General features: G+C 42.5%; 15 protein-coding genes. 5 read left to right on the top strand and 10 right to left on the bottom strand.

Features of this window, described 5'->3' with window-relative positions; all coding sequences use genetic code 11:
* Positions 1 to 175: 175 nt before the first annotated feature.
* Positions 176 to 763 (top strand): glycerol-3-phosphate 1-O-acyltransferase PlsY, encoded by a 588-nt coding sequence (gene plsY / locus ACNAZ4_RS04655; protein ID WP_415813038.1) that lies wholly within the window; start codon positions 176 to 178, stop codon positions 761 to 763.
* Positions 764 to 809: 46 nt separating this feature from the next.
* Here the strand turns inward: plsY and ACNAZ4_RS04650 are convergent, their stop codons facing one another.
* Positions 810 to 1,640, bottom strand: coding sequence for an STAS domain-containing protein (locus tag ACNAZ4_RS04650; protein ID WP_415813037.1), 831 nt, complete (start codon positions 1,638 to 1,640; stop codon positions 810 to 812).
* Between the two features lie 229 nt (positions 1,641 to 1,869).
* On the opposite strand from ACNAZ4_RS04650, the gene ACNAZ4_RS04645 reads away from it, so the two are divergent.
* The 4 genes from ACNAZ4_RS04645 (at position 1,870) to ACNAZ4_RS04630 (ending at position 5,167) form a co-directional block, all read left to right on the top strand.
* Positions 1,870 to 2,847: a two-component system sensor histidine kinase NtrB gene (locus tag ACNAZ4_RS04645; RefSeq protein ID WP_415813036.1), complete on the top strand. Its 978-nt coding sequence runs from the start codon at positions 1,870 to 1,872 to the stop codon at positions 2,845 to 2,847.
* Between the two features lie 105 nt (positions 2,848 to 2,952).
* Complete coding sequence (locus tag ACNAZ4_RS04640) at positions 2,953 to 3,138, top strand: hypothetical protein (RefSeq protein WP_415813035.1); 186 nt, start codon at positions 2,953 to 2,955, stop codon at positions 3,136 to 3,138.
* 490 nt (positions 3,139 to 3,628) lie between these two features.
* A complete protein-coding gene (locus tag ACNAZ4_RS04635; RefSeq protein ID WP_415813034.1) occupies positions 3,629 to 4,795 on the top strand; it encodes a CapA family protein in 1,167 nt (388 codons plus the stop codon).
* Between the two features lie 78 nt (positions 4,796 to 4,873).
* Positions 4,874 to 5,167 (top strand): HesB/YadR/YfhF family protein, encoded by a 294-nt coding sequence (locus tag ACNAZ4_RS04630; RefSeq protein ID WP_415813033.1) that lies wholly within the window; start codon positions 4,874 to 4,876, stop codon positions 5,165 to 5,167.
* Between the two features lie 23 nt (positions 5,168 to 5,190).
* On the opposite strand, the gene ACNAZ4_RS04625 is transcribed toward ACNAZ4_RS04630, so the two are convergent.
* The 9 genes from ACNAZ4_RS04625 to ACNAZ4_RS04585 form a co-directional block, all read right to left on the bottom strand.
* Complete coding sequence (locus tag ACNAZ4_RS04625) at positions 5,191 to 5,487, bottom strand: hypothetical protein (RefSeq protein ID WP_415813031.1); 297 nt, start codon at positions 5,485 to 5,487, stop codon at positions 5,191 to 5,193.
* Positions 5,488 to 5,931 carry an acyl-CoA thioesterase gene (locus ACNAZ4_RS04620; protein WP_415813030.1) on the bottom strand — a complete coding sequence of 148 codons (444 nt, stop codon included), beginning with the start codon at positions 5,929 to 5,931 and terminating at the stop codon, positions 5,488 to 5,490. It lies immediately after the preceding gene.
* Positions 5,932 to 5,998: 67 nt separating this feature from the next.
* A complete protein-coding gene (locus ACNAZ4_RS04615; RefSeq protein ID WP_415813029.1) occupies positions 5,999 to 8,320 on the bottom strand; it encodes an AAA family ATPase in 2,322 nt (773 codons plus the stop codon).
* A gap of 118 nt (positions 8,321 to 8,438) precedes the next feature.
* Positions 8,439 to 8,660, bottom strand: a complete 222-nt coding sequence (tlp, locus tag ACNAZ4_RS04610; RefSeq protein WP_415813028.1) for a small acid-soluble spore protein Tlp — start codon at positions 8,658 to 8,660, stop codon at positions 8,439 to 8,441.
* A 202-nt stretch (positions 8,661 to 8,862) separates the two neighbouring features.
* On the bottom strand, positions 8,863 to 9,006 hold the full coding sequence (locus tag ACNAZ4_RS04605; RefSeq protein ID WP_144480842.1) for an acid-soluble spore protein N: 144 nt from the start codon (positions 9,004 to 9,006) through the stop codon (positions 8,863 to 8,865).
* A gap of 67 nt (positions 9,007 to 9,073) precedes the next feature.
* Positions 9,074 to 9,205: an FbpB family small basic protein gene (locus ACNAZ4_RS04600; protein WP_144480839.1), complete on the bottom strand. Its 132-nt coding sequence runs from the start codon at positions 9,203 to 9,205 to the stop codon at positions 9,074 to 9,076.
* Positions 9,206 to 9,371: 166 nt separating this feature from the next.
* On the bottom strand, positions 9,372 to 9,893 hold the full coding sequence (locus tag ACNAZ4_RS04595; RefSeq protein WP_415813027.1) for a peroxiredoxin family protein: 522 nt from the start codon (positions 9,891 to 9,893) through the stop codon (positions 9,372 to 9,374).
* Positions 9,894 to 10,039: 146 nt separating this feature from the next.
* Positions 10,040 to 11,089: an S-methyl-5-thioribose-1-phosphate isomerase gene (gene mtnA, locus ACNAZ4_RS04590; RefSeq protein ID WP_415813026.1), complete on the bottom strand. Its 1,050-nt coding sequence runs from the start codon at positions 11,087 to 11,089 to the stop codon at positions 10,040 to 10,042.
* Between the two features lie 130 nt (positions 11,090 to 11,219).
* Positions 11,220 to 12,101, bottom strand: coding sequence for a LysR family transcriptional regulator (locus ACNAZ4_RS04585; protein WP_415813025.1), 882 nt, complete (start codon positions 12,099 to 12,101; stop codon positions 11,220 to 11,222).
* Positions 12,102 to 12,164: the final 63 nt, after the last annotated feature.

Genomic DNA, 12,164 nt, shown 5'->3' with positions numbered 1-12,164 from the left:
TCCTTAAAATTTGATAGTATACTTATTCACTTCTTAAGCAAGTTATAAACTTAGCAGGCATGCAGCTGGGAAATATACTAAGCCGGCTGACACCTTTGTTGCAAGAATTGCATGGAGTTTTCAGGAGAACGTGGTAAAATAAAAGAACCGTAAAATCTTTAAAGGAGAATAATTCATGGCATTAAACGCATTTATCATTATTCTAGCTTATCTGATTGGATCGATTCCTTCTGGATTAATCGTGGGGAAAGTATTCTATGGCAAAGATATCCGCGAACATGGAAGCGGGAATTTAGGCGGCACTAACACATTCCGGACATTAGGAGTCAAAGCGGGAATGGCCGTGAGTATCGCTGATGTGCTAAAAGGCACCCTTGCTGCGAGTCTTCCTATGCTACTCCATGCTAACGACATCCACCCACTGCTGGTTGGTATTTTTGCAGTAATCGGGCATATGTACCCTATATTCGCGGGTTTTCGCGGCGGAAAAGCTGTCGCTACCTCAGGAGGCGTTTTGCTGGCTTATGTACCGGTTCTATTCTTGGTCATGCTGATCTTTTTTTTCATAAGTTTGTACACAACAAAATATGTTTCTCTCTCTTCCATTCTGACTGGAATCGGAGCTTTCATTTACTCGCTTTTCACCCAGGATCTGCCCCTTATCTTGGTGGTTGCGGTCCTCGCGACCTTCGTTATATACAGGCATAGGGCAAATATCCAGAGAATCCGCAATAAAACAGAACCGAAAATCAAATGGCTCTAAATATTAAAATACCGGCTACCCCTATTAAAGGGATTGCCGGTATTTTTTATTTGCGGACGACTCCAAAGGCCTTCAATGCCTGCCCCAAATTATTGTACATCTTCACATTATCGAACGTTATTCCCAGAGTTACAACCGAATGGGCGAGTTCAGGACGCATACCTGTTAGGTTCACTTCCACTCCAGTAAGCTTCAGGCTGTCGATGATCTTGAAAAGCTCCTGGGCGACCATGGTATCAACGATGAATACACCTGAAAGATCCATGATCAGGCAATCAACTTCCTGGCGATTTGTTTCGTATAAGGCATGTTCCCTAAGGACCCTGGCTCTATGTGTATCGATGTCACCAATGATTGGGAGCACTGCCACTCCATCAATAATTGAAATGACAGGCGTACTGAGCTCATCGATGACTGCTTGTTGAGCTTTTAACCTTTTAGTCGCCAATCCTGTATAGGAAGCAGAGAAAATAAGGATCAAATAATCAATGAATTCGTTGATGACTTTTCCCTGCTTCAAACCCTCGCCTCTGGAAAGCTTTTCATCCTTCTCAGCAATACTGATTAAATCATCCCACAGCACATCCCTGATGATATGAAAATACTCAATAGATTGACTAAGTGAAAGTCCATGCTTGACTTTATCCTCACTTACCCTCCTTCCCCAATCATGAATGTCCTGATCCACAGGCTCTCCCGAGAGAAAACCTTCCAATAAATGCAGTAAATTGCCTAACTGTTCTTTATAAGTTCCTGTTTGCGGTTTACTTGTTAGCTTCAGGAAGGGTTCCGGCTGTTTTTCATGGATTGCCTCATATATCTTTTCAACTAAATATTTTCCTCTTTCATTCAGCATTTCAGTGAATACACTTTTCATTTTCTTGCTCCTTTGTAGATTCATTGATGTTCTTTATAAAAATATTGTTGTTCTTTATAATGAAATAAGTGCTATTAATGGTATAATTCAAATAAAAATGTCATATATATCCGAAAGATATCGAATTTAGCTGTCTAATTTGATTTGATATCCCTGTTGAAATTACCCAAATCCTGATTGATTCAAACAAGCATAACGAAATGAATTCTTTTAAAAAGAAGGGATCTCTATGACAATGAATAATCCTTCCGCTTCCTATAGTTTTCGCTCGATAATCGAACCTGATACTCCAGTAAACCCTGCCTTCGCATCCAGGCATGTTTTCCGTATTCTGCCTGTTGGCGCAGACATTCCTTCTGTCACTGATTACAGGTCAATAGATTTTCGCAAGATGACATCTGCAAAGGATGAGTTAACCATTATGAGGGACAAAAAGAAGGATGAGCTGGAAAGAGAACTTCAAAATCTCAACCAGGAAATTCTTGAAAAGCAACAAACCCTTAAGCTGTTGAAAGAAGTAATAAATGACATGTCCAGAGAATATCAATCCATTTCTTCAAGCGGACTGGCAGCCGGACTAGCCCATGAAATTAGGAATCCATTAACTACGATCAAAGGATTTATCCAATTATTGAAGCCTGATCTTCAATCCGCAGGCAAGCAAGAACTGGCGGATGTCGCTCTCGAAGAAATCAACCGGGCAAACAGCTTACTAACTGAATTCCTATCTGTTTTAAGACCTAATCAAGATGTCAAAAAAAGGCTTTCCGTCAACCATTTGGCCAAAGATATGAAAAACCTTTTCACAAGTGAGGCAATCCTGAAGGGAATCGACTTCAGCGTTGAATTGGCGGAAGATGAACTGTTCATTATGGCAGAAGAAAATTCGCTTAAACAAGTCCTCGTCAATTTTTTAAAAAATGCCATGGAGGCTGTTGAAGGAACCGGAAAGAATGATGGAGCCATCAAAATGGTCGTCGCAAAGGATGAAGGTTTTGCCTCGATATATGTCATTGATAATGGCAGCGGAATTGATGAAGCCTGCCTTGAAAAAATCTTCACGCCTTTTTATACAACAAAGGCCGAGGGAACCGGTATCGGACTGGCAATCAGCAAACAAATAATTGAAAATCATGGCGGAGTAGTGTGGGTCAGTAGTGAGCGTTCGAAAACGATTTTCAAAATCTCTTTTCCCCTGCATTCATAGAGGTATCTTTCCGATTAGTCGAAAAATTGTCAAAGTTGAATCCGGTCCAACTGCCTGATTGTTGATAAAATTAAGAAAAGAACACAGGAAAGAAGGCGGACATTTATGGAAGATGTTATGAAGCTGACAGACCAATTTGTTTATACTACTTCAACAGCTGAAGTAACGACTCCAGATGACTTTATAGTTGAATTCCTGGCTGATATGACCGAACAGAGCGATCCGAAAATTATCAAAATCAAGAACCTGGATGAATTATTGGATTTCCTGGATATAATCGATAACGAATAAAATGAGGCTCCTAATAGGAGCCTCATTTTCACATCTTCAGCAGCTTGAATTTCCCCATCCCAAAAACATCCCTGATATAATCGAGCTTGGTCCCATTAAAATAAACCGCATCACGCTCATGGATCAGGATGTCGACATCGTCGAAGGAATGAATTTGATCATGATTTAAAGGCCGCTCTTCCAGAGCAACTCTGAGCTGAGGTCCTCCTCAGCCAATACCCATCGTAAGGCGGATAAAGAGTTTTTCCCCATCGCTGCTTTCTTTCCGGATAGCATTTCCCAGTATATTTTTGGCACTCGCCGTGATCGTGAACAAATTGACCCTTCCTCTCTTCCATGCTTTTTCTTACATATTCTGAGTAAAAGACACGAATTTTGACAAAACTTCGAATATCCTCATAAAACATATATATTTAAAATTAATCTTATACTATATTATCTTTAGGGGCAAAAAAATATAGAAGCCTCATCATATACTGGGGAGATTTATATGAGAAAAAAGAAGAAAACTTTTTTTGGCCTGACTGCAGTTACTGGATTGGGCATTTTAGCTGGCACGCTCACGTTCCAGATGTATCACGAAGCGCAGGCAAAAGAGCCAAATTTGACTGTGATTGAACAAAAAAACCATTCGGAGCGAAGTATGGATGTATCCGGGAAAAGTTTTGAAGAAACCGTGAAATTAGGGGCAATCGGTGACATTTTGATTCATGACACGGTTTATCAAGACGCACTCACTAATTCAGGTTATGATTTTAAGCCGATGCTTACCAATGTTAAACCGCAATTAACAGAACCTGATCTCCTTTTGGCCAACCAGGAAACCATTCTTGGCGGAATCGAAATCGGTTTGTCCAGCTATCCGGCGTTCAATAGTCCTGTTGAGATTGGGGATGCACTAATCGACGCAGGCGTAAATATTGTTTCCAATGCCAATAACCATTCACTGGATCGTTCTGAAAAAGGCGTCCTGACCTCAACACAAAATCTAGAAGCTGCCGGACTGCCATATGTAGGTTCATTCAAGGATGTTGAGGACCAGAATAGGTTAAGGATCTTGAATAAAAACGGGATTCATATTTCTTATTTATCTTACACCTATGGTACTAATGGAATTCCAGTTCCAATTGGCAAAGACTATCTTGTCAACCTGATTGACCGCGAAGCAATGAAGGCAGAAATCCGCCGTGCCAGAGCGGAGTCGGATGTTGTTGTCATGAGCATTCACTGGGGAAATGAATACCAGCGCTTTCCCACAGATGAACAAAAGGAACTTGCCCAATTCCTGATCGACGAAGGTGTGGATATCATCTTTGGACATCATCCCCACGTCCTCCAGCCAATGGAATGGTTGACCGCCGCTGACGGCAGGCAAGGTCTTGTAGTGTACTCTCTTGGCAATTTCCTGTCAGGACAAATGTGGGATTACAAGGATATCGGCGGCCTCGCTACGGTCGAAGTTACAAAACGTATCACTCCTGGCGGGACTGAAATCACTTTGCATAATCCGGAATTCCTTCCTACCTTCGTTTCCAGCAGCAGACAAAGCCATTACAGGGTTGTCCCATTGAAGGAAGCCGGGAGATTCGGTCTTGCAGACGCAGGAAATAAATATAACGAAATCATGCATCATATGACTCAATACATTAAAAAATAATCCTGTCAGTGCCCGGCAAATGATGACCGGGCATTGCTTATGTTATAATCGGGGCATCTGGTATGGAAGGAGAACGATATGGAGATTACAATCAATGACGATGCAGCAGCCTGGTATGAAAACGAAATGGACCTTTCCGCCGGAAGCTATTTACGCTTTTTTGTACGGTATGGAGGCTTCAGTTCGATCCAAAAAGGTTTTTCACTTGGTGTTTCGAAGGAGGAACCCGATCATATCGGCGTGAAAACAGAAAAAAACGGAATCACTTATTATATTGAAGAAAAAGACATTTGGTATTTTGACGGGCACGATATGGTTGTGGACTTTCACCCTGTCGGCCAGGAACCTGAGTTTAAATTTGAAAAGAAATAAAGGCGGGCGCATCTGCGCCTGCCTTATTTTTTACCAAGAGGATTGATAATGCCTTCCTTTTCTAATACCTCTTCTTGTTTCATGCCAAAGAGATCGAAATGCGGGTATTCAGGTTTTCTTTTGTCAATCCATTCAGGACTAAGACCGTATTTCCTTCCCCACTCTGCCAGTTTCCCGATGTCCCTGCACCCTGCTTTTGTTACCGTTTTGCAGCCAGGGAAACGTTCATCTATCCAATAGTGAGTGAGAAAAGCTATCTCTCCTTCGCGGATTTTCGCTTTCCACTCTGCTAGTTCGTGCCTTTTAATCCCGAAAGCCACTCAGACCTGCTCCTTTTCATCCTCGGGCTTTTTCACAGCCTCCAGATAAGCTTCATGCCAATCCGGATACGTCCTTTTCAATGAAATTGGCCGGAAACTGTCCTTTTTAACACAGACATGCTTTGAACTTCCTGTAAGCGCAAGCTCTCCTTCACTATTGAAAACTTCATATTTATAGACAGAACGGATGCCATCATATTCCTCCACCCAGGTTTTGATGGTGGCTGTATCCCCATACCGCAAAGGTTTTTTATATGAAGCCTGGATATCGAGGACTGGAGAGATAATGCCATCCTTCTCCATCTCAGCATAATTAAAGCCGAGCTCCTTGATCAATTGCGTCCTGCCCAGTTCCATCCAAACCAGATAATTTGCATGGTATACGACACCCATTTGATCTGTTTCCGCATATCTAACTTCTATTTCTCTCGATGAAATCTGCATCCTCATTCCCCTTCTGCAACCACATTGTTTTTAATGAAGATTTCCAATTAAAATCTTCTGAATTTTATTATGACAGTATTTTTGTCAGCGCCGCTTCGAAATCCTGTTTCTCCAAGTATATAACATCCTGATCAAGGTTCTCTACCGATTCGCCGCCCATCAGGCGATAGGCTTGCGACTGTATGGTTTCGTCCACCAGGTTGGTCGCAAATCGTCCGTTCCCCTTAATTTCTGTATCCGACAGCTTTTCGGATAAAAATTCAATGGCCTGATCATTGATTTTATACTGATATTTTCCAGCATAGTTCCTGATAATGAGCAATAATTCATCGACCCTATAATCAGGGAAGTGAAAAAACTTCTTGAAGCGTGATCGAAGGCCAGGATTGCTTTCCAACAGCATATCCATCTCGGCAGGATAGCCTGCCAGGATAACGACAAGGTTTTCATTATGCCTGGTCATCTCATCCACTAGTGTATCGATGACTTCTTTTCCAAAGTCACCTGAGCTTTGTCCTAGCAATGAATAAGCCTCATCTATAAAAAGAACTCCACCTAGTGCCTCACGGATTTTTTTCTTTGTCTTGATGGCTGTTTGACCTACATAACCTGCGACAAAATCCGCCCTGCTGCTGGTGATCAGGTGTCCCCGCTTTAACATTCCGCAATCCTTCAACAGTTCAGCGTAAATCTTCGCGACAGTCGTTTTACCGGTCCCGGGATTACCGGTGAAGACAGAATGCAGCTGGATCGGAACAGCAGGCAGCCCTTTTTCCTTTCGAAGATGCTGCATCCTTACGAAAGAAATAAGCGAGGTGACTTCGGATTTCACCGTATCCAAACCTACTAATGCCTGGAGGCGATCAAGCGGTTTTTCTGCTGAAGGCTTTGAAGAAGTTTCGAAATCCGCTTTTTCCAACAGCGTATATGTTGAAAAATCATCATCTTCAATCTTCCTTGAGCCTTTCTTGAATATTGCTTCCATTACAAGGTTACGCACTGTCCGTGCATTGCCAAATGTATCATCGACTCTTTCCTTCTCGATCCGTTCCCTAAGCTCAAGCTTTGCAGGTTCGGTCATGGCGTAATCATTATCCCGTGCTGCCTGCTCGGCAATCTCCATCAGTTCATCTTCCGTATAATCAGGCAGATGAATGAAATTCGATTGCGGAAAACGAGATCTTAAACCAGGATTACCATCAAGGAACTGGCGCATTTCTTCGGGATATCCAGCAAGGATCACCGCAAATTTCCCGCCATATTCACTTCCGGTCATCAACGAAACCAATGTATCGATTGCAGTTTGGCCATAGTCATTCCCCGTCTGGCCTTCACGTTTGAGACTATAAGCCTCATCGATGAATAACACACCGCCAAGAGCTTGTTCAACAGTCTTCCGGACGTTTTCCTCAGTTTGCCCCACATAAGCGCCGACTAACTGTGAACGGTCAGCCTCGATGATTTCTTCTCGCGGCAAAACACCGAGTTGATGATATATTTTTGCCAGCAACCGTGCCAGCGATGTTTTCCCTGTACCAGGATTGCCTGTGAGCACCATATTAAGGCTTTGGTCATCCTTTGTTTGCAGCCCAAGTTCTTTTCGTTTTTGCTGATATTTAAGGAACCGATAAAAATCGTTCACTCGCTCTTTGACAGATTCAAGGCCGACCATCTGATGGAGTTCAGCCAAAGGATCCCTTTCTGACTGATTCTGATTCTCCATTTCTGCGGCGAATTCTTCTTCCCATTGAAGCTTGACCTCATCCAGGTTATGAAGCCTTTTTTTCATTTCCTCAAAATGGATAGCCGTATGGAAGACGCCAGTCACTGATTCTTCGTACAGCTTTGTTGCTTTCAGGAGGGCAGCAGTTTCTTCAATGGCCTGCTCCAGTAAATGTGTCAACTTGTCGAATTTCCCGGTAAAATCAGAGCCATCACCTGGCGTCTGGTCTTTTAGCTCATCCAGCATTTCCTCGGCATGTGAAAGGAATTGCTGGGATATAGCAATATATTGCTCTGCGGTTTTCTTTTTGAGGGCGCGGTTGTCTGTTTCCCGAATCCGCGGGTAGACCAGCCCATCAAATAGATTCCCTTTGTCCTTCCACTGGTTAGCTGCCACCAGTGATTTAGCTTTGATGTTTTTAGAATCTTGTTCAACCGCTGATTTCAGCCACTCGAGAACAACGGAATCAAAACCGTTCCGTTTAGCTCTTGATTGAGCTGCCAGAGTTAAAACCTGAGACAGTTTTTTCTGTTCCTGGCTTTTTGTCAAAACTTTAATGGCCGTGATCAAAGCGGCCTCATCACGAATGAACCCCTTAGAACGAATTTCTTCCTCCCAAAGTAACAGCTGTTCATCTAAAGGAATTTGCTTTTTGTGTTGCTCCATCGAAATCACTTCTTTATCTATAAATTAACGAGATCCTTTTTTACATTACATTCCGTATATTATCACATTTTCATACAAACGAAAAAAGACCCGCCTTTTTGGTGACGGGTCTCTTCCATTACTGCTGTCTGTGCGCTTCATCCTTGATTTCTGACCTGAAAGCATCAATGCTTTCACGTCGGCGCTCATTTTTATCCTTGATCCTTTGCTGGTCTTCAGGACTCGAATTGACCATTGCAGCCTCAGCATCTTCCATGTTTTCAATGGTGTGATGGATCATGGACTGCAATTTTTCCACATTATCACTGCGATCATCTGGCTTTGGTGTTTGGTTTGCCATTGTCATGTACCTCCTTTTAAAAAGTACAACAATAGTATGTGATGATTGAAATTGAATATAAGCGGAAAACAGTGGATACTTTTTTGTCTTGGATTTTACCTTAGGAATATTGCTATCCGACCAAAGCTTTACCAAGGCATGTAAGAATTTTAACTAAAATTAAAAGCCCGCCATCAAGTTCAGGCAGGCTGGCTTCCACAATTTATTCACCTTTAGTCTGGATTACCTGTGCATGTTCTCCAGATTTATCATTCATCTTCTTGCCCTTGTTCCCGCTGAAACCGCGTGGCTGGGTTCCAAGGTGGCTCGGAACGTGGTGCTTGCTGTCCCTTTTCGGATTACTCATGACCATCCCTCCTCTAGATTAAGTTTTACCTGAAGAAGAGCTAATCATGAATGGTAATGTATGAAAGTTACTCTGCTTTTCCTAAGTGTTTTTGCTCTAATTTCGCCTCGATTTTTTCGAGTGCATCACGGTCATTCAGAAGTTGACGTTTATTTTCCATTACGAGCTCTTGAAAAGAACGTTTTCTAGGTTTCCTCATCGTGTTCACCATCCTTTACCATCATTCTAACAGTTATTATGTCCGGAAACGGTTGCAATTATTACAACTTTTTGAAAATTTAATCGTATTTTATTCTTACCCGTATTTTCCATGTCCTCTCCAAGCAATTTTTCCCATAAAAAAACACCAGGAGAGACCTGATGTGTTATTTTAACAGTTCTTCCATCTGCTCATAGCTCATGGAACCAATATGCTTTTTTAATATTACTCCCTTTTCGTCAATAATAAAGGTAGTCGGAATTGAAATAATCTGGTATATCTGCTGTGTCGTGCCAGATTCGTCAAGCAGGATGGGAAATGAAAGCTCATTTTTTTCAGCAAATGCTTTTACATCATTTTGGGGATCCAGATTGATGGCGAGAATTTCAACATCGCCTGAGTGTCTTTTGTAAAACTTCTCCATTGCAGGCATTTCCTCTTTACATGGCGGGCACCATGTCGCCCAAAAGTTGAGCATAATTTTCCTGCCCTTATAATCCTTAAGAGCAATCTCTTCCCCTGCAAGGTTTTTTAAAGTAAAAGATGGCGCCATCAAGCCTATATCAATTCCAGAAGAAGTGGTCGAAGCCTCGATGGCTTCAGGACGGTCCGCCTTGTAGAAATGCTGAAAAAAAGCAAACAGCAGCAATCCAGAAAGAATCCCTGCACCAATTGTCTTTTTAATCATGAAACACCCTCCTTTATATCAGTTACAAGTAGGTTATCCCAAGTATACTAAGATAATGAAAGTGGTTAAGTCAGAAAATATGATGATTGTGTGAACAATATCAGCAAAGAAAAAACCGGGGATCAAATCCCCGGCGGTCATCCACTTTAATTTTCAAAAAGATGCGGAAGTTCCTCGCTGTAATTTCCGCGCATGACTCCTTTTTCGGTGATGATGGCTGTTATCAAATGATGAGGCGTGACATCAAAGGCTGGATTGAAGACTTTGACTCCCTCAGGGGCAGTGGATTTTCCGAATCCTGCCGTGATTTCTTCTGCTGCTCGCTCTTCTATTGGAATGTCTTCACCTGTTCTGGTTTCAAGATCGATGGTTGATAAAGGTGCCGCCACGTAAAACGGAATATTGTGGGCTTTTGCCAGTAGAGCAACGCCATAAGTACCAATTTTATTTGCGACATCACCGTTAGCGGCAACACGGTCGCAGCCAACAATGACTGCCTGTACCTTGCCTTGCTGCATCACCATGGCCGCCATGCTGTCCGTTATAAGGGTCACATCAATCCCAGCCTGCATCAACTCCCAGGCGGTCAGACGGGCTCCCTGAAGCAATGGACGCGTTTCATCGGCAAACACCTTGATGTCCATGCCTCTTTCCTTCGCCAAATAGATCGGAGCAAGAGCCGTTCCGTACTTTGCGGTCGCAATACCGCCTGCGTTACAGTGAGTCAGGACTGTCATCCCATCTTGAAATAAACTTAACGCATTTTCACCAATGGAGCTGCAGACATTTTCATCCTCCTGCCGGATTGTGTGAGCTTCTTCGATCAGCAATTTCTTAATGCTCGACACAGGTTTCCCGTTTTCAGCCTTCGCTCGTGCATCCATTCTCTTAAGAGCCCAGAACAAATTGACTGCAGTCGGCCTGGAAGTGGCAAGATAATCTGCCTTTTCCTTGAAATACTCATAAAATGCCTCGAAGTCTGACTCAGGTGCATCTTTGATACCGAGAGCCAGTCCATAGGCAGCCGCAATGCCAATTGCTGGCGCACCTCTGACTTTTAGCTGTTTAATTGCATCCCATACATCCTCTATATCCGTGATTTCCAGGAATTCTGTCACTTGTGGAAGTTTTGTTTGGTCCAAAACATATAACTTTTCACCGTCAAATTTTACCGACTGTAAAAATATATCTTCCATGCCGCTCCTCCTTCTGCCTTGTACGACAATTCTGAAACTAAATATCATTTTACCAATTTACAGGTTTTGAGCAAGTGAAATATATTTGAAAGTAGCTGTTTTCGTTTATATCAGGTCCATTCACTGATTGCTATGATTCACTAATACCCAGCCGCTGTTTCACCAGTTCAATGAAATTACGTGCTGGCCTGGATAGATGGTGCTGTTTCAACCAGATCAACCCCATCGATGAAGTCAGGGTCGAATCTGTTATTTCTCTGGCATACAAATTGCTTTGCCTATATGATCGGAATACCGATTCAGGAACGATGGTCGCCCCAATCCCTGAAGAAACCAGCTTCATCAGGACATTCATATCTGAACATTCACAGATGATCTGTACGGTCAGCTGTGCCTTGTTTATTGCCTCGTTGATGATATTATAGCTTCCAAGTCCCTCTGTCGAAGGTAGAATGAGCGGGAAACGGCTGATCGTTTCTAGTGATATGCTGTCACCGATTTTCTCCCTGCAAACAAATACAAATGGCTCATTGTATAAATGAAGATAACTTAAATCTTGATTGGACAACGGCAGTCTGACAAGCCCCAATTCAATGGATCTATTTTTAACAAGCTCTGCCAGATAGGCGGAGTCATTTTGAACAATGCGCAAATAAACGAGAGGGAACATAGAGTGGAATTCGTCTAGCCATTCCGGGAACTGAGGTACAGACAGCGTGTTGATCCCCACTGATAGATTCCCTTTCCTCCCTTCATCCGTTTCTTGAAGTTCATTTTTCACTTCCTCGAATGAATGGACAATATTTAGTGCATGTCTGTAGAGCAATTCTCCTTTATCTGTCAGCTCAAATTTCTTTCCGTGCCGTTCAACGAGCATTACTCCTAGCTCTTCCTCCATTTGTTTTAATTGAAGGCTTAACGGAGGTTGGGACATATGAAGTCTATGAGCAGCCGCCGTGATATTTTTTTCCTCCGCAATCGCTATGAAATAACGCATCTGTCTGATATCCATAAAACCCCTCTATTTAAAAAAGATATGATTATTATATAAATTATATATTTTCAATATACCGAT

This window comes from Mesobacillus thioparans (genome assembly GCF_965138835.1).
Lineage (GTDB): Bacteria > Bacillota > Bacilli > Bacillales > Cytobacillaceae > Mesobacillus > Mesobacillus thioparans.
The sequence above is the reverse complement of the archived record's forward strand: the minus strand, read 5'-3'. Positions and strand labels throughout refer to the sequence as shown.